General features: G+C 68.6%; 23 protein-coding genes and 1 pseudogene. 2 read left to right on the forward strand and 22 right to left on the reverse strand.

Annotated elements, in window-relative coordinates; translation table 11 throughout:
* From QE377_RS07105 to QE377_RS07185, 17 genes are all read right to left on the reverse strand, one after another.
* A complete protein-coding gene (locus QE377_RS07105) occupies positions 1 to 1,284 on the reverse strand; it encodes a DnaB-like helicase C-terminal domain-containing protein (protein WP_307321134.1) in 1,284 nt (427 codons plus the stop codon).
* Entirely contained in the window at positions 1,281 to 1,808 is a 528-nt protein-coding gene (locus tag QE377_RS07110) for a hypothetical protein (RefSeq protein ID WP_307321137.1), read from the reverse strand. The genes QE377_RS07105 and QE377_RS07110 overlap by 4 nt, the downstream gene beginning before the upstream one ends.
* Positions 1,805 to 2,377: a hypothetical protein gene (locus QE377_RS07115; RefSeq protein WP_307321140.1), complete on the reverse strand. Its 573-nt coding sequence runs from the start codon at positions 2,375 to 2,377 to the stop codon at positions 1,805 to 1,807. Before QE377_RS07115 ends, QE377_RS07110 begins: the two co-directional genes overlap by 4 nt.
* Before the next feature lie 581 nt (positions 2,378 to 2,958).
* Entirely contained in the window at positions 2,959 to 3,246 is a 288-nt protein-coding gene (locus QE377_RS07120) for a hypothetical protein (RefSeq protein ID WP_307321141.1), read from the reverse strand.
* Positions 3,243 to 4,508, reverse strand: coding sequence for a DNA cytosine methyltransferase (locus QE377_RS07125; RefSeq protein WP_307321145.1), 1,266 nt, complete (start codon positions 4,506 to 4,508; stop codon positions 3,243 to 3,245). Before QE377_RS07125 ends, QE377_RS07120 begins: the two co-directional genes overlap by 4 nt.
* Entirely contained in the window at positions 4,505 to 4,789 is a 285-nt protein-coding gene (locus tag QE377_RS07130; protein ID WP_307321148.1) for a hypothetical protein, read from the reverse strand. Before QE377_RS07130 ends, QE377_RS07125 begins: the two co-directional genes overlap by 4 nt.
* Before the next feature lie 373 nt (positions 4,790 to 5,162).
* Positions 5,163 to 5,483 carry a hypothetical protein gene (locus QE377_RS07135; protein ID WP_307321150.1) on the reverse strand — a complete coding sequence of 107 codons (321 nt, stop codon included), beginning with the start codon at positions 5,481 to 5,483 and terminating at the stop codon, positions 5,163 to 5,165.
* Positions 5,484 to 5,499: 16 nt separating this feature from the next.
* Positions 5,500 to 5,655, reverse strand: a complete 156-nt coding sequence (locus QE377_RS07140; RefSeq protein ID WP_307321152.1) for a hypothetical protein — start codon at positions 5,653 to 5,655, stop codon at positions 5,500 to 5,502.
* Complete coding sequence (locus QE377_RS07145) at positions 5,655 to 6,107, reverse strand: hypothetical protein (protein WP_307321154.1); 453 nt, start codon at positions 6,105 to 6,107, stop codon at positions 5,655 to 5,657. The genes QE377_RS07140 and QE377_RS07145 overlap by 1 nt, the downstream gene beginning before the upstream one ends.
* A gap of 4 nt (positions 6,108 to 6,111) precedes the next feature.
* Positions 6,112 to 6,879 (reverse strand): hypothetical protein, encoded by a 768-nt coding sequence (locus tag QE377_RS07150; RefSeq protein WP_307321157.1) that lies wholly within the window; start codon positions 6,877 to 6,879, stop codon positions 6,112 to 6,114.
* Positions 6,876 to 7,259, reverse strand: a complete 384-nt coding sequence (locus QE377_RS07155) for a hypothetical protein (RefSeq protein ID WP_307321162.1) — start codon at positions 7,257 to 7,259, stop codon at positions 6,876 to 6,878. Before QE377_RS07155 ends, QE377_RS07150 begins: the two co-directional genes overlap by 4 nt.
* On the reverse strand, positions 7,256 to 7,438 hold the full coding sequence (locus QE377_RS07160) for a hypothetical protein (RefSeq protein ID WP_307321164.1): 183 nt from the start codon (positions 7,436 to 7,438) through the stop codon (positions 7,256 to 7,258). The genes QE377_RS07155 and QE377_RS07160 overlap by 4 nt, the downstream gene beginning before the upstream one ends.
* Positions 7,435 to 8,367 carry a YqaJ viral recombinase family protein gene (locus QE377_RS07165; RefSeq protein WP_307321167.1) on the reverse strand — a complete coding sequence of 311 codons (933 nt, stop codon included), beginning with the start codon at positions 8,365 to 8,367 and terminating at the stop codon, positions 7,435 to 7,437. Before QE377_RS07165 ends, QE377_RS07160 begins: the two co-directional genes overlap by 4 nt.
* A 118-nt stretch (positions 8,368 to 8,485) precedes the next feature.
* Positions 8,486 to 8,911: a hypothetical protein gene (locus QE377_RS07170; RefSeq protein ID WP_307321170.1), complete on the reverse strand. Its 426-nt coding sequence runs from the start codon at positions 8,909 to 8,911 to the stop codon at positions 8,486 to 8,488.
* Entirely contained in the window at positions 8,908 to 9,120 is a 213-nt protein-coding gene (locus QE377_RS07175; RefSeq protein WP_307321173.1) for a hypothetical protein, read from the reverse strand. The genes QE377_RS07170 and QE377_RS07175 overlap by 4 nt, the downstream gene beginning before the upstream one ends.
* 423 nt (positions 9,121 to 9,543) lie before the next feature.
* Positions 9,544 to 9,717: a hypothetical protein gene (locus QE377_RS07180; protein WP_307321176.1), complete on the reverse strand. Its 174-nt coding sequence runs from the start codon at positions 9,715 to 9,717 to the stop codon at positions 9,544 to 9,546.
* Positions 9,714 to 9,848 (reverse strand): hypothetical protein, encoded by a 135-nt coding sequence (locus QE377_RS07185; RefSeq protein WP_307321179.1) that lies wholly within the window; start codon positions 9,846 to 9,848, stop codon positions 9,714 to 9,716. The genes QE377_RS07180 and QE377_RS07185 overlap by 4 nt, the downstream gene beginning before the upstream one ends.
* Positions 9,849 to 10,041: 193 nt before the next feature.
* Here QE377_RS07185 and QE377_RS17360 point away from each other — a divergent pair, with 193 nt between their 5' ends.
* Entirely contained in the window at positions 10,042 to 10,293 is a 252-nt protein-coding gene (locus QE377_RS17360; protein WP_373459519.1) for a helix-turn-helix domain-containing protein, read from the forward strand.
* Positions 10,294 to 10,420: 127 nt separating this feature from the next.
* A complete protein-coding gene (locus QE377_RS07195; RefSeq protein WP_307321185.1) occupies positions 10,421 to 11,860 on the forward strand; it encodes a recombinase family protein in 1,440 nt (479 codons plus the stop codon).
* 1 nt (position 11,861) lies between these two features.
* Here QE377_RS07195 and QE377_RS07200 read toward each other — a convergent pair.
* From QE377_RS07200 to QE377_RS07220, 5 genes and pseudogenes are all read right to left on the reverse strand, one after another.
* Positions 11,862 to 12,119 (reverse strand): annotated as a pseudogene (locus QE377_RS07200) (DNA-3-methyladenine glycosylase); the annotation flags it as partial.
* Complete coding sequence (locus tag QE377_RS07205) at positions 12,116 to 13,534, reverse strand: hypothetical protein (protein WP_307321188.1); 1,419 nt, start codon at positions 13,532 to 13,534, stop codon at positions 12,116 to 12,118. The pseudogene QE377_RS07200 and the gene QE377_RS07205, both read right to left, overlap by 4 nt.
* Complete coding sequence (locus QE377_RS07210; RefSeq protein ID WP_307321191.1) at positions 13,524 to 14,288, reverse strand: TIGR03943 family protein; 765 nt, start codon at positions 14,286 to 14,288, stop codon at positions 13,524 to 13,526. Before QE377_RS07210 ends, QE377_RS07205 begins: the two co-directional genes overlap by 11 nt.
* Positions 14,281 to 15,321 (reverse strand): permease, encoded by a 1,041-nt coding sequence (locus QE377_RS07215; RefSeq protein WP_373459520.1) that lies wholly within the window; start codon positions 15,319 to 15,321, stop codon positions 14,281 to 14,283. The genes QE377_RS07210 and QE377_RS07215 overlap by 8 nt, the downstream gene beginning before the upstream one ends.
* On the reverse strand, positions 15,305 to 15,715 hold the full coding sequence (locus QE377_RS07220) for a Fur family transcriptional regulator (protein WP_137418581.1): 411 nt from the start codon (positions 15,713 to 15,715) through the stop codon (positions 15,305 to 15,307). The genes QE377_RS07215 and QE377_RS07220 overlap by 17 nt, the downstream gene beginning before the upstream one ends.
* Positions 15,716 to 15,729 lie beyond the last annotated feature (14 nt).

Raw genomic sequence — 15,729 nt, forward strand, 5'->3', positions numbered from 1 at the left:
TCACATCCCAGGCGCCCACTCGGCGCCCATGTCCTTCATGCGGGCGAAGTGCCCCTGCCAGGCCAGGGCGATCTCGCCCGTGTTGCCGTGACGGTTCTTCGCCACCTGTACGTCGACCTCGCCGAGCCGGTCGGGGTCGTCGGTGTCCCGTGAGAGCAGCAGCACCACGTCGGCGTCCTGCTCGATGTCGCCCGTCTCCTTGAGGTCGCTCAGCATCGGTTTCTTGCCGGCGCGCTCCTCCGACTTCCGGTTGAGCTGCGCGAGCGCGATCACCGGGCAGTCGAACTCTTTCGCCATGACCTTGAGGGCGCGGGACACCTCGCCGAGGTGCGCCCGGCGGTCCTTGCGCGGGTCCGACGTCTCGACGAGTTGCAGGTAGTCGACGACCACTCCCGCGAGCGGTCCCTCATGCGCTACCGAGCGCACATGGCTGCGGATCTGCGCGAGCGTCTGCCCCGGCCGGTCATCGACGAACAGCGGCAGCCGCATGATCTTCGGCCGGGCGATCTGCGCTCGACGCCAGTCGTCGTCGTCCATCGCGTTGTTTACGAGGTGCGTCATGTGCACTTCGCCGAGCTGGGAGACGAGACGCTTCTGCAGTTCCTCTTCGCCCATCTCGAGCGACGACACCGCGACGTTGCCATTCACGGCCAGGGCGGTCGCCATGTTCAGCGCCATGATCGTCTTCCCGGACGCCGGCCGCGCACCCACCACGTAGAACGCTCGAGGACGCAGCCCACCGATCAGGTCGTTGATCGACCGCCACGGCGTCGGCGTGTACACAGGAGGCTCGGTCATGGCCGCGAAGAGATCGTCGATCGAGTCACCGACCGGCCGCACGGTCGCGGCACGCCTCCGCGCCACCGCATCGACCGCGGCGCGCGCGCTCTCGATCTGCTCCGCGACAGGCTGGCGGCGATCGGCGGCGAGCGCGTTCACCGTCGATGCGGCATCCGCGAGCCTGCGACGCTGCGCGTGCTCCACGATCTGCTCGGCGTAGTACGCGGCGTTGCTCGCCGTGGTGACCGAGCCGGACAGCTCGAAGAGGTAGCCCGGCCCGCGCGGCAGATGGTCGCCCATCGCCGCGATCTCCGCCTCGACGAGCACCGCGTCGGTGCCGCTTCCGCGCGTCGCGAGCCGATGGATCGCCGTGGCGATCACCTCGTGCACGGGGTCGTGGAAGTCACCCGGCTGTGCGACGTCCAGCACGTCCCACACGCGGCGGGAATCGAGCATCATCGCGCCCAGAGCGGCGCGCTCGGCCTCACGGTCGAAGTGCGTCACGCCACCCGACCGCGACGGTTGATCATGTTCAGCCACTCGGCGTCTCCCTTCCGGCGCTCGTACTCCTCGGCCGTCACTCCGTGCTCGCGCAGCCAGCGAGCCTTCGCGTCCTCGTCGCGCGGCGTCGCCTGCGGCTTCCAGCCCTTCGCCACGTTCTCGGCGTGCTGCTTCCGCATCCACCGCCGCCACGTCGCGACCCAATCGACCATCGGGCGCCCCTGACCGAGCCAGTAGTCGACGAACTGCGCCGACTCGTGCTCGAGGTTCACCGATGGAAAGTCGGCCGCGGCCTTCTCGAGCACGGCGGCACCCGGTCGCCAGTCGGCCGAGATGCGCTGCGCCGTAACGGGCTGCCGGGTGCGGCGCTTCGCCGCGGCGCGAACGTTGCGGACGCCGGAATGGTCGAACACGACGAGGTCGCCGTCGAGCTTCAGTCGCATCCACGGCGGCACCTCGACACCGTCAGGGACGACCAGCGTCACCGATGTCTCGCCGCTCGAGTAGGTGTGCTCGGCGCGGCTCACGGCTCAGGCTCGAATCGCACGCCGGCCATCTGCTGATCGTCGAAGACCTTCCGCTGCATCCGGGCTCGGCCGCAGGCCCGACACGGGGTGTCCGTTCCACCAGTAGCCCGGTGGGCGTTGCAGAACGGCGACGGCGGCATGAGGGTGTCGTGAAGACCTCCCCCGCTCTCGCTCGCTCGCTCCCCCTCGCTCACTCTCACTCCCTCTCCCTCGCCATGAAGCTCTCGTGAGCCATTCATGAAGGGCTCGTGAGAGCTGTCGGGCGGGTCGGGATGGTTCGACTTCGCGCCGGGATGCTGCACTGCCGGCCAGTCGGTCATCTGGTAGTAGTCCTGACCGGAGGCCGAGTAGAGGACGATGCATCCGGCGTCGTCCAGCTCGAGCAGAATCCGGTCCATGTCCTCTTCGCGCATGTCGCGGTCGAGAGGGAAGATCGCCGCCGTCAGAAGACGCGACATCGCCAGTTCGCGGCCGTAGTTGTCCGCGTACAGGCGGAGTCCGATCTCGGTCAGACGCGCTTGCGGCGACAGCATCAGCAGCCGCGGCTTCAGAAACGCGTCTGGCGTCACGGACCTCTGTCGCGTTATCGCCATCGTGTAGGTGCTCCCATCGGGCAATGCCCCGGTAGATCGTTCGTAGTGCTCGCATCAGCTCGTGAGCTGCGACGCGGAAGCTCTCGGTGAAGCCGCGCCCCCGCGGGAGCAGACGCTCGGCGTCGCTCTCGCTCGCGAAGGCGGGATGAAACTCGGCGTCCAGCTCGGCGAGGGCCGCCAGCTCGTCCGACTCGGGTCGTCCGCGCATGAGCAGCACGACCTCGCCGCCGGTCGCGCACATCTCGCGGTAGCGGCGGGCCGAGCGAGTGCGGCCCAACTTGAGGACGCCATGCTGCGGCCAGTACACGGCGTAGATCGTTACCAACATGGCGCCCCCTCCCGGTGCGTCTATCGGCGCCCGCGCGGCTTGACTGCCGGGGCGCCCCGTCGCGCTTGATGAGCGACGGTGATCTTCGAACAGAGTCCGAACGTGTCGAGCTTGAGCGCGCGCTGACCGCAGAGACGGCACGCCGGATGCCGCGCGTGACGAGTGTCGATCGCGGCGAGATCAGCCCGCGTCGCTGCCCTCGAGCGCGGCGTGCTCCACGGCTGCGCGTCTACAGCCACCCCGGCTCCTGCATCTGCGCCTCGTACGAGCTGAACGTCGGCCGCGGGTTACTCGCCCAATGCTCGAGCAGTTCCTCGCTGGCGTACGCCCGCGCGTAGGTGCCGTTGTGCGTGAAGAGATCCCACGAGGAGATCCCCGCGTCACGGGCGCGGCGATTGAGCATGTGCCCGTTCGTGGCCGCCTCCGCGCTCGCGTAAGCAGCCTCGAGCACCAGCTCGTAGTCGCTGCGCAGCTCGTGATATCGAGCCGCGGCGAGCGCGAAGACGGACGACGTCATGCAGCCCTCTCCATGAGGACTTCCCGCTGCGCTGCCGGGTTCAGAATCTCGTCGATGATTGCGCCGCCCATGAGCGGCGGCACAGCGTTCCCGATCTGCAAGAAGATCTTTGACCTTGAGCCGGCGAATGGGAACCCACTCGGAAATGACTGCAATGCCGCTGCTTGCTCGGCCGTGACACGAACTCCCGATGAACGCGGGTCATCGGCATGAGCCTCCGGCACCCACTCCACCTTGTTCGAGTTGTGCCCGAACATCACGGTTGGCGCAGGTAGGTTCACGCCTCGCCTTGCGGATCTCGCCTGGTTTCCGTTGCGGTAGACCCACTTCATGCTTCCGGCCTTGCTCGTGAGCGTCATCGCCGGCTCGGTCAACGCCCGTTCCGTGCGCGGCAGCTTGTTCCCTCTCGGCGGCTCCGCAGCGCTGCTGCCACTTGAGTAGTTGGACCGGAGTATCCACGATCGCAGCCCAGCCCCCGTCAAGGTCTGCGCGGGATACGACGATGGCCGCGAGTGGTAGTCACCCCGCTCGCGGCCACGGGGCACCTGATTACCGACGAGTTCGAATCCACCGAACCCGAGCGCGTCGGCCATGCTGACCCAGGGAGATACACCCGGATCGAGACGTTGCGGGTCGCGCTCGTAATAGCGCGAGTGAGTCGGCGCAGGCGGCGCGGCATCGACTCCGTCCGCTCGCGCGATGAGCACGGCGCGACGGCGAGTCTGTGGCACGCCGTACTGCTCTGAGCGCAGAATGCCGACCCACACCGAGTAACCCATGTCACGCATGACGGCGGCGCATGCCTCCCACACGGGGAGTACCGGCGGAACCTGCTCCCAGGTCACGTAGGTCGGTCGGTCGCGGTGCACGTGCGCGAGTGGCGTCAAGACCAGCGCGGTGCGATCGTCCGTCTCGGCGCCGAGCGCGCGGAGCCGAGCGGGCTCCCGATAGGCTCCATCGTCGATCGCGCGCAGCACGTCGTCGAGCGCCGCGCGGCCCGCGCCCTTTCCGGCAAGGCTGAAGGACTGGCAGGGGGGCGAGGCGATCTGAAGCGCATGTTGGAACACGATCGGGTCGTCAGACAGCAGACCATCCCAGACGTCGTGATAGATCGTCTCCATACCTGCCGCCGCGCGCGATGCCCGCGCCTCGGGCATGATCTCGACGCCTCCCTCGCGGATGCCGCGAGCCTTCAGCGCCACACCCCAGCCCGTTCCCGCAAACAGATCGAGCGCTCGCACATCTTGACTGACGCCGATCACGCGGCGTACCCCCACCCGCTCCGCTCGGGCAACGTCCAGCGGCGCCACTCGTCGAGGTCGATGCGGTTCAGCTCGTCGGATCGACCGAGCCGCGCAGCGGCGCGCAGGATCGAGGCCCACTTGAGCCCCATCGTGTCGGCGATGAGCAGCGGGTGCGTGCCCTGATCGAGGAGGAACACGACCTCGTCGACGAGTTCCTTCCCGGTCATCGCGGTCGCGCCGCGGCGCTTCGTGCGCTCCGTGTCGAGGTTGATCAGGTTCGAGTCGTCGCTGTGGGCCATCCCACCGCTTCCTTCCATGCTGCGGGATCCACCCCCTCGGCGGTCCCGTCGTCGTAGAGCACGACCCATCCGTAGAGGGCGTGCAGAATCGGCCACATGCCGGGCAAGACGCCGGACGGGACCATGAAGCCGAGCGCGGTCGCGTCGGCAGGGTTTGCGTGCGCCCATCCGTGACAGCCGGTCGTGCCGGATCCGCACATGAGGACGCCGTTTGAGACTTCGTCGCCGCCGTTACGCGAGCGCAGTAGACGGTGATGCCGTGAGCCGTTGTTCCAGATCACGACGCCGCACCGGGCGCATGCCTGCATCTCGCGGTCGTCGATGAGACGGTTCCGCTCGGCAAGCGCGCGCCCGGTGAGGATGAGACGGCCTCTCAGGGGAACGAACTCGCCTCGAGAACGCGGCCTATCTGAAGCCGCTTCGTTACGCCCGGACTGATGTACACATCGACCGTCGTCGTGTTCACCTTGGCGATGCGATGCCAGCCGTAGCGGTCGCGGACGAGCGTCGCGCCGATCAGGTCTTCACGCGTCTTCGGGCGTGCCGTGTCCGCAGCGCGCGCCTCCTGCGCCGCCCGCCTTCGCACGTCCCAGTCCGCGGCGCGCTCAGCCTTCACCACCGCCGCCGACTCGTCGACCTTCTGCTCGGTGTCGCGTGCGCGGCGCCGGTAGGCCGACACCGTGTCGCGGCGCATCAGACAGCCCGAGGCGTCATGCGCCGGCCGCCTTCAGCAGACGGTCGCGCTCGCGCTTCGCCTCACCCGGTCGCGAGTGCACGACGGCGAGCTTGTCGAAGGTCGGCATCGCGTCGTAACGTGCCTGGCGCTCGGCGGCCTCGGCGCGCTTCTGGTCCTTGCTCTTTGCCACTAGATACCCCTCCGGTGGGCGCTTCCGAGCTGCGCTTGGATGCCCTTGTTTGTATTCATCAGCCCGTAGTGCTTCGTGCTGAGTGCTTTCGAGATGTCCTCGACGTGGTGGTAGATCGCCTTTTTTGCGAGCCAGTCCCGGTACTCGGTTTCGGCGTCCGACTCGGCGAGCGCCTTCGCGACGGTGACGGATCGCTGCACCTCGCCGTGCTTGGCAAGGGCGGCGTTCTTGCGCTTCGAGTAGGCGATCTCGGCGTCGTAGCGCTCGTTGTTCACCGCCACGAGGAAGTCGGCCAGTTCGAAGCTCAGATCTTCGATCGCGCGCATGAGCCGGTCGACCTCGGCGGGCGTCTCCGGCTTGTACTCGCGCATGCGCTCGGCACGGGCGCGGAGCTGCGTCCACCCTTCGGTGATCGGCAGCACCTCGCCCGTGCCGGGCACTGTGTACGGCATCCGGTTACGCCGCCTGCGGCTTCGGCGGTCGACGGCGCTTGCGGTCCCGCTGCGGCGGCGCGCTCGCGGTGAGCGGCTTCGACGCGCGAGCGACGGCGAGCGGCGACGGCGCGCTCGGCAGCACGATGTCGGCGGGCGTGGCCGGCGCAGCGGCAGGCGCCTTCGCGGTCAGCTCACCGATCCGCTTCGAGAACGCGCTCATCAGCGGGGCGTTGAGCTTCAGTACACCCGCCGCGCGCGCTTCGTCGTGGAGGATGTCGAGAGCCTGCGGGGTCTGCGCATTGTCGACGTCGGCGATCCAGTCGCGCGACTCCGGGACGTACTGCGCGACGTTCACCTCGAGGCGAGCCGATACCGGCGCGGGCGCCGCTCGCTTCGCGGCGATCAGCGGCTCGATGATGTCTGCGAACACCACGCGGTAGGCGTGTCGCTCGACCTCGGCGCCGAACACCGACATCGGCTTGCGGGCGCGCGTGGCGTTCCAGTCGCGCTCACGCTCCGCCTGCTCGGGATCCGGCTCGATGATCTCGGCGTACTCGTCCCAGGAGATCACGATCTCTCGCGGCTTCTGTCCGGCGCGCGTCACGATCACCTTCGCGGCCACCGGGTGCGCATCCGGCGTGTAGCGGGCCACGAAGTAGGGCAGCCACTCCGTCTCGTTCTCCGCGAGGAAGAGCGGCCCCTCGATGCCCTCGAGCTGGCCGGATGTCTGCACCGCGGCGCGGGCTTCGGCGACCCCCAGCCCCTTGGCTTCGTCGTTGGTGTCGGTCACGCGGCCACCTTTCCGAGGGTCGGGATGAGGCCCGCGGGCAACGGGCGGCGCGGCGGCAGCGTGCGCGGCTGCGCCGACTGCTGCGGCTTGCGCATCGGGATGATGCGGGCGAAGCGCTCGTTGAACTCGTGCGCCTTGAGCGTGTGCACGGTGTCGGGGTCGTGCCGATACCGGAACTGCACCGAGCGGCGGTTGCGCTGCGGGTCGGTGAGCACGATGCCGATGCTGTCGGTGCCGTATGGGCGGAAGCGGTCGCGGCGGCGGAAGCGGAGGCGCTTCGGCGGCTGGTACTCGTCGGGCACGCCGCGCTCCTCCGGGGCGGTGGGCGCGAGTTCGGCGATGCCGAGAGCGGCGGCTACGGTGGTCGTGAGACGGGTCATGCTGCGGACTCCTCCGGGTACTTGCTCAGGGCGCGCTCGATGCGCACGTTGCGGCGACGCACCTGGCGGGCCGTGCGGGCATCCTGCTGCGCCGCACGACGTCGCGCCGCGCGGTTCTGCGGGATCAGCTCGACGACGGGCTTCTCAGCGGTTGCGGTCGGGGTCTTGTCGCCGTTCACGCGGCCTCCTTGATCTGTGCCGGCTCCTCCGCGGCCGGCGGCGCGATGCGCAGCGAGGTTCGCTGCTTCGGCTTGCGGTAGTCCTTCTGCGCGGCCTCCCACGCCGCGTAGGCGTCCGGGCTCGCCTTCATCCAGGCGGCCTTGTCGAACTCACTCGACGTCGAGACGGTGAAGCTCAGCGACCCCTCGGGAACGTTGAGCTTGAGCCCCTTCTCGGCCCGTTCGGGTTCGGCGGCGATGAACTCGCGAATCAGTCGATCCGTCTCGTCGATCTCCGCTTTCGCGGCGACGTTGCGGGCGATGAGTTCGCGGATCTCGAGCGGCACGCCGGCCTCGTCGAACTCGGGGCGGCCGGCATCGACCCAGGCGAGGTAGTCGTCGGCGGCGGCGATGAGCCGCGCCGTCTCGTCGGCGTCGAGCGGGATCTCGATCAACTCGGGCTCGATCGTGAGCGGCTGCCCCTCCTCGTCGACCTCCCAGTGCGCGAGCGCGGCATAGCCGGCGCCGAGCACGTACGCCTGCCAGTAGATGTCGCGGAGGATCTTCAGCGGGACACCGGTCGCCCACGAGCCGGAGTGCGTCTTGATCTCGACGAGGGCTCCCTCGCCGTCGACCCACTCGTAGGCATCGGGGGTGGCGAGGTGGCGGCGGTTCTCGCCGTGCGCGTACAGGGTGCCCGATTCGGGAATGCCGAGGCTGCGCTCGACCCACTCGAGCACGACAGGCTCGAGCACGTGGCCGCGTTCGGTGTGCTGATTGCCGTGGAACCGGCCCTCGCCCTGCTTCTCGGCGTAGATCTGCTGTTTCGTGCGGATGCCGCCGGAGATGAGGCGCACGACGTCGGTCTTCGTGACGCCGGAGCGGCGCCCCTTGTGCCACGCGTTCTCGTCCTTGGAGCTGACGAGCGCGATCGGCTTGGTGATGGTCATGTGTCCTCTCAGGTGGCAGGGCGACTCGGGTCGTCGTCATCGAAATGTCCATCCGTGAGCCACGCCCACACGAGGATCACCGCGACGAGCCCGACGATTACGGAGTACGGATCGGGCATCAGGCGACCTTCGACAGCAGCAGCAGCTCGAGCGAGTGCTGGTCGTAGAGACGTTCCAGCAGCGGCCGCTCAGTCGCGGGGATGACCCCCACCGGGTGCTCGGGATCGTCGCCGTAGCGGGCCACCCACTCACGCGACAAGATCGACGTGAGCCTGCCGGTCGCCTTCACGAGCGCCGCCGACTGGAATCCCCGCTCGGCGAGGAACGACACGACACTGAGCGTTCCCGGCGGATCGACGATCGGCGGGAGCGGCTGCTCGACCGGCTCCGGCGCCGTCGACTGCGTCGCGCCACCCGATGCGCGGAACGGTCGCAGCTCCTCGGCGATCTCCTCGGCGAGCGCGCGCCGCTTGTCGGCGCTCATGTAGGGCGCGATCTTCGCGAACGCCGCAGCACGACGCTCGACTGCGATTCGGATGCTCACGCTGCGAACCCCTCTCGGTAGCGCGGCGTCTGCCGCATGATGTTGACGGTCGCGCGGTGTCGCGCTTCCTGCCGGTCGAGGAACGCTGCGCGCTCCTCCCACTGCTCGACGGTCATCCCGTGCCGCGCCGCCACCAGCTCGAGGGCGGCGCGGGTCGTGTCGGGCTCTGTCTGGGGCGCCACGGTGGGCGCGGGTGCAACGGTGCTCACGGCCCCGTCCTTTCGTCATGGGCTCGCCTGCTGCTCACCCCCGTGCCCTGAGCGGGAGTCGAACCCGCGCAGTGCCGACGTCGGACCTGTGTCCACCGGTCGGTCAGGGCGTGGGATCTGCACGCCACACGGCGCGACACCTCGGAAGGGCGCAAGAGGCCGGTCGTCCCGGCATTCCGTCCGATGGAGGCTGCGCGCGTGTTCGGTGCACTGATCCCTCGTCCCCTCACCTGTCGTCCTGAACACGTCCGTTGGTTTGCCCCGCGCGTCATCGCGTTTCGTGTCCGTTTTGGGAGCGGCCGACGCTAAGCGCGTGACGAGCCGAGTTCCCCGTATCCCTCGGTGAGGGTTATCCCTGTGGAGTTGTCAAAGTGCGGATGCGTGCCAGCGATACGGCCCTGAATCGGCCTGCTGGTAGCTGGCCTAAGCGGCCACCGGGAGCGGCATCGCGCGTAGTTCGCGGATGCGCGCTTCGAGCGCTTCGAGCGACGGGCCTCCGACGCGGTGCGCGCGCTTGGCGTGCTCCTCGACGGTCAGCTTCGACAGTTCGGCGTAGTCGTCCGACATGCGACGCCGGAAGCGCTCGACAGGGTTCACGATGCGCGCCTCGCCTGCTCAGCGATGAGCTGCGCCGGGGTCTTGCCGAGCGACGCTGCGAGCGACGCGGCCTCTCCCACCGTCAGCTCACCCTTGCGGCGGATCATGCGCATGATCGGAGACGCACTCACGTGCGCCGCTTTCGCCAGCGAAGAGCGCTTCACGCCCTCCGCGTCTGCGATTGCTCGAACTGCGTCCGCGCCCTGTGTCGCTGCCCTCTTGGTGACCATGCGGATACCGTAGCACACCGTTTGGTCACCGTGTGGTCATTTCTCGTCGTCGAGTGGTGACCAGAGTTATCCGTATGGGCCTATAGTTATCCGCATGGCGTCTTATGCAGCCCGCTTCAATGCGGCAGTAGCGGCCGAACTACGCGGAGAGCGCGGAGCCCAGCAGATAACCGTCGAAGCCCTCGCAGAGAAGGCCGGCATGGTTAAGGGCACGCTCCTGCGCTACCTCAACGGCAAGCGGGATATCCCCGTCCCCGCGCTCGCTGAGATCTGCCAGGCACTCGGGGTTGATCCAGGCGACGTGCTCGACAAGGCATCCGCGCGCGTAGCAGCGCAGCAGGTTTGACGGCTTCACGCCGATCTTTGCCGCGAACTCGCCCACCTGGCCTACCGTCAGAGTCATGTCTCCCCCATAGTTTCGAACTGATGTTCGATACTGTCTTACCCATCAGACACTCGCAACCGGGAGACGCATGAGAAACGCAGCCATCCGCGCAGCCGCCTCGACGCCGCGCGCGATCCTCTATCTACGCCAGTCGACGTACCGCGAAGAGAGCATCAGCCTGCTGCTCCAAGAGACGGCTTGCCGTCAGTACTGCGATCGACAGGGGTACGCCGTCGTAGACGTGGAAGCCGACCCTGGCATCTCGGGACGGACCTGGCAGCGCCCCGCCGTGCAACGCGTCATGTCCGCTGTCGAAGAGGGCCGCGCGGATGTCATCGTGCTCTGGCGCTGGTCGCGGCTATCGCGAAACCGAAAGCACTGGGCCGTCGCCGCCGACCGCATCGACGTGGCTGGCGGCGCGATCGAATCCGCCACTGAGCCCAACGACACCACTGCCGCCGGCAGATTTGGGCGCGGTGTCATGGTCGAGATGAACGCGTTCGAATCGGAACGCATCGGCGAGCAGTGGAAAGAGGTGCAGGAGTCTCGATTCAAGCGGGGACTCCCGCCGGGCACCGTCCCCTGGGGATGGCTCCACAACGACGACGGCACCATCGCGCCGAACCCCGATCAGGCCCCGGCGATTCCACAGCTCTACGAGATGTACATCAGCGGCGACGGCACGACCACACTTGCACGATGGCTTGAGCAGCACGGCTATCTCACCGCGCGGGGACGCACCCGCTGGGAGCGCTGCACCGTGACGAGCCTTCTCGATTCCCCCATTCACAGCGGTCAGGTGACCTACCACGGCGAGACTCGCCCCGGCGTGCACGAGGGTCTTGTATCGCCCGAAACCTTCGAGCGATACCGCGCCCTGCGGATTGAGCGTGCTGGCAAGCGGGCGCCGCGCGCCAACTACCTGCTGTCGGGCTTGCTCACGTGCGGCTCGTGCGGCGTCGCAATGTACGGGCAGACAGTGCGCAATGCGGCGCACCCTGGCCGAGCCGATTACATCGCGTACCGCTGCAACAGCCTGTCTTTCACTCCCGAACACGGTCCGGGATACGTCCGCCTAAAGGCAGTCGAGGAAGCCGTCAGCGCCTGGCTGGCGCAGTACAGCCATCTCGAGCACTTCCCGGAGCGCGAGCATGTCTCACCGCCGCAGACGGAGGCGCAGCGCCTCGCCCGCGAGATCCAAGATCTCAACGAAGCGCTGGTGAAACTGACCGTCGACTTCACGAGTGGAAAGATCCCCGAGCGTGCCTACTCTGCTACCGCACAGCATTACGACGCTCGCATCAGCACCCTGAGCGCCACGCTCGCTCGGCACGAGGCTTCAATCGCCATCGCCCCGAAACTGCCACAAGCGAGCGCACGTCTGCTGCTCGAGACGTGGGACGTATCCAGCGTGAAAGCCTGCCGAGAGGGCCTCCGGGATCTCATCGAGCGCATAACCGTCCACGTTGCCGCCAAAAAAGTCGAGATCAGACCACGAATCGGTGAGACTATGGTTATCGATATCTAACGTGGCTCAGGTACACGTAGAGGTGCCCGGGCTCGCCCCACATCGTGGCGTTTCGAGGCGTCGGCCCCATGCGCGCGTGCGAACCGGGATCGGGGACGTCACCGGTCCCGCGGCCGTGGTAGGCCTCGACCTCGCTGAGGCGCAGCACGACGCGTTCGCCGTCGAGCTCGGTCTCCAGCAGTGCGTCGAGCAGGAGCGGCGCGACCTCCACCGGCAGGGCGCTCAGCGCCTCGCGCGTGGCCGGCACGTGGGTCGTCATCGCAGCGGGACCCGGCACCACGAGATGTCGAAGGCGCCGAGGCTGGACACCTCGGTCTCGCTGTCGAGATCCAGGATGTGGGTCTCGACCGTCTCGGGCACCGGCAGGGCGTAGCTCGTCACGTACGGGTTCTTCGCCGCATCCGGCTGCACGAGCACGGCCGCGTAGCGACCGGACGGCGAGACGCACGTCTGCAGCAGCGCCGAGCTCGCCGCCACCGTGAACACCGGCTTCGCGTGGCCTTCGCCGTCGACCAGCAGGAGCGAGGAGCCCGCGCCGTTCGGGTCGGTGTACTGACGGAGCGTCCGATCGCCGGTGAGCGGCACGACTCCGCCGAGATAGCCCGTCGCATCCTGCGCCGAGACGAGCGGCTCCTCCGAGCCGTCGACGAGCGAGATCGTGACCAGGCCGTCGGCGCGGAGCACGATGGCCGTTGTCGAGCCGCGGGCGATGCCCTCGATCTGCGCGGCCGCCCCCAGATCGACGGGGTCCTCCCCCGACGGCGGCGCGAGCAGCAGCCGGCCCTGGAACGAGAGCATGAGGATGCTGTCGGTGTCGGGGACGAAGCTCCACTGCGCGACGCTCGCCGGCTCCCCCGACACGTCGATGCGGGTCGGCGGGGTGTCGGCGTCGGCCGGCTTGAGCGAGGCGGTGTAGAGCACGCTCGCCCGGGCCCCCTGGGCCGACATGTCGGGGTCCGTGTAGGTGTAGCCGATGGTCTCGCCGCGATCGGCGGTCTGCAGGTCTTGGATGGGCCCCGTGCCGGGGAGCGGCAGCGAACGCTGTCCCGTCCCGTCGGGGTCGGTCACGATGAGCTCGTTCGAGCCGTCGTCGTCGACGACCGACATCACGAGGTGTGCACTCGTCGCGCGGAAGTCCTCGATGTGCCGGTGCGTGAAGACGGGGACGGCATCCTCGCCCGACAGCGAGGTTCGGAAGACGGTGTCGTGTTCGCCGTCCTCACCGCGCTGCAGCAGGTACACCGACAGCGGCGGGGTGTGGAAGCTCTCGGTGAGCGTGACGGCCGCATCCGAACCCTGCCCCGTGACACCCGCGATGGAGACCGTGTAGTCGGTGTCGTCGCGCAGGGGCAGCGTGAAGCGCACTCCGATGCTGCGGCCGGAGGTCTCGACCGCGAAGTCCGCGACGGGACTCACCGTCACCTGCGAGGGGTCGATCGAAGTGAGCGTCTGCGACGTGGTGAGGATCAGGCGTGAGCCGGACGTGGACACCGCCGCCTGTGGGTCGAACTGCACGTTCGTCACACGGGGGCCCTGGAGGGTCCCGACCGCTCCCGCGGCGGCGCCCGCGAGCGCCAGCACCGCGAGCACGATCGCGAACGCGCCGAGATACGCGCGGATGCGGCGGCGCCGGGACTGCTCGCGCCGCGAGGGGCGCCGGCCCTCAGTACTCATAGGGATCGCTCGGCTCGTCGATCGGCGTGACCTGTTCGGCGACGATCGCCAGCTGTCCGGATCCGGTCGCGCGCACCGTGCCCGAGACGGTGACCCACTGCCCCGTGGACGGCGCGGCCGCATCCGCCGAGATGGCCAGGCGCGCGGGTTGCGCATCGATCACGCAGTGCGTGATGACGAGACGGCTGAGATCGAACCCGCCGTCGGTGTCGCCGCTGACGAATCCCGTGAGCGTCACCGCATCGCCCTCGAACGCGTCGGGGTTGGTCGCCGTGGCGAACACCGCGGCCCAGTCCCCCACCCCGAACTTCGAGGTGTCGCCGGTCGAGGCGAGTGAGACCACATCCGATCCCGCGAACAACGGCGGCGCACCGACGTCGCGGGATGCGGCGAGCTCCGCCGAGAGGGATGCCGGCGGTAGCGCCAGCATCGTCACCACGACGCCCGACGCGAGAACGCCGCCCGCCACCGCGGCCACGGCGCCCGCCGACACCCGGCGTTCGTGGCCGTGATGCGGATGCTCCTCATCGGGGGCGTCGCCGTGGTCATGGCCGTGGTCGTCCTCCGCCCCGAGCGGCAGCACGAAGCTCAGCGCCGTTCCGACGAGCACGACCACGGCCATCCCGATCGCGAACCACGCCCCGTCCGGGTTGATGTACAGGCCGATGCGGCCGGTGACGGCCAGCACCAGGGTGATGACGGCCAAGGCTGCGGCAAGCCCCGCGCCCAGCCACCGGGTGAGAACGCTACGCAAGGAGATTCACCACCGCTCCGAGCGCGAAGGCGAACAACAGGACCGTGGTCACGATCCCGACGAGTGCGCGGGTGGAGAAGGTCGTGCGCAGCAGAGCGATCATCTTCACGTCCACCAGCGGACCCGTCACCAGGAAGGCGACCAGCGAGCCAGGGGTGAAGGTCGAGGCGAACGAGAGCGCGAAGAAGGCATCGATGTTCGAGCAGATGGAGACGACGATCGCGAGCATCATCATCGCCACGATCGACAGCACGGGGTTCGAACCGATCGCCAGCAGCGCGTTGCGCGGCACGAGCACCTGCACCGCGCCGGCGAGCGCGGAGCCGATCACGAGCGCGGGCATGACCGCGCGCAGCTCGACGAGGAACTGTGCCAGGGAGCGGCGCCCGCGGCCGCCGCGCTCGTGCACGACGACCTCGCACGTCGCGCGGAAACGATCGGTCAGCAGCGCGTCGGGTGAGGGGTGACGGCTGTAGAGCCACCCGATGAGGTTCGCCACCGCGTAGCCGCCCAGTAAGCGGGCGATGAGGATGCCGTCGCTGAAGCCGAAGGCCTGGTGCGTCGTGATGATCACGATGGGGTTCACGATCGGCGCCGCGATCAGGAAGGTCATGGTCTCGGAGACGCTGAAGCCGCGCATGAGCAGACCGCGTGCGAACGGCACGTTGCCGCACTCGCACACCGGAACGATCATGCCCAGCAGCGACAGCACCGCCCGCCGCGCCCAGGCGCGACGGGGCATCCACCGCTCCAGGACTCCTGCCGGCAGCCACACCTGGACGAGGATCGAGAGCACGACGCCCAGCGCCACGAACGGCAGCGACTCGATGAGCACGCTGAGCGCGAGCGTCACGCCGTCCTGGAGGCGTGTGGGGACGTCCGCCGGGAGCAGCTGCGGGGCGAAGATGTAGATCGCCGCCATCACGACGATGAGCGCCAGTCCGAGACTGAGCGCCACGGACGTACGCGAGCCGGTCGAGCGCCGCGGGGGCGCCGACCTCGCGCGCTCGGTGCGACTAGTCGTCACGCTCATTCGCCCGGGCGGCGGTGCACGCACCGCAGAGCCCGAAGATGTCGACGACGTGCTCGGCCGAGGTGAAGCCGTGGCTCGCGGCCGTGCGCTGAGCCCACTCCTCGACCTCCGAGGCCTCGATCTCGACGGTGAGACCGCACTGCCGGCAGATGAGGTGATGGTGATGGCCGCTCGTTACGCAGGCGCGATAGAGGTTCTCGCCCTCGGGGCTCTGCAGCGAGTCGGCGTCGCCGCCGGCGGCCAGCCCGGCGAGTGCGCGGTAGACGGTGGCCAGGCCGATGCCGGTGTTGTCGTCGCGCAGCCGCGCGTGCAGCGTCTGGGCGCTGACGAAACCCTGCGCGTCGGAGAGGGCTTCGCGGACGCGCTCGCGCTGCCAGGTGTTGCGCTGAGCCATGCCCGAATCCTACC

Origin of the sequence: Microbacterium sp. SORGH_AS_0862 (genome assembly GCF_030818795.1) — a bacterium.
Classification (GTDB): Bacteria; Actinomycetota; Actinomycetes; order Actinomycetales; family Microbacteriaceae; genus Microbacterium.

Coding starts and splice junctions, on each gene's coding strand:
- QE377_RS07145 (WP_307321154.1), bottom strand. CDS start 6,107: ATGCCGTACACAGTGCCCGGCACGGGCGAGGTGCTGCCGATCACCGAA.
- QE377_RS07155 (WP_307321162.1), bottom strand. CDS start 7,259: ATGACCCGTCTCACGACCACCGTAGCCGCCGCTCTCGGCATCGCCGAA.
- QE377_RS07130 (WP_307321148.1), bottom strand. CDS start 4,789: ATGGCCCACAGCGACGACTCGAACCTGATCAACCTCGACACGGAGCGC.
- QE377_RS07205 (WP_307321188.1), bottom strand. CDS start 13,534: ATGAGTACTGAGGGCCGGCGCCCCTCGCGGCGCGAGCAGTCCCGGCGC.
- QE377_RS07135 (WP_307321150.1), bottom strand. CDS start 5,483: ATGCGCCGCGACACGGTGTCGGCCTACCGGCGCCGCGCACGCGACACC.
- QE377_RS07195 (WP_307321185.1), top strand. CDS start 10,421: ATGAGAAACGCAGCCATCCGCGCAGCCGCCTCGACGCCGCGCGCGATC.
- QE377_RS07120 (WP_307321141.1), bottom strand. CDS start 3,246: ATGACGTCGTCCGTCTTCGCGCTCGCCGCGGCTCGATATCACGAGCTG.
- QE377_RS07215 (WP_373459520.1), bottom strand. CDS start 15,321: ATGAGCGTGACGACTAGTCGCACCGAGCGCGCGAGGTCGGCGCCCCCG.
- QE377_RS07220 (WP_137418581.1), bottom strand. CDS start 15,715: ATGGCTCAGCGCAACACCTGGCAGCGCGAGCGCGTCCGCGAAGCCCTC.
- QE377_RS17360 (WP_373459519.1), top strand. CDS start 10,042: ATGGCGTCTTATGCAGCCCGCTTCAATGCGGCAGTAGCGGCCGAACTA.
- QE377_RS07165 (WP_307321167.1), bottom strand. CDS start 8,367: ATGACCATCACCAAGCCGATCGCGCTCGTCAGCTCCAAGGACGAGAAC.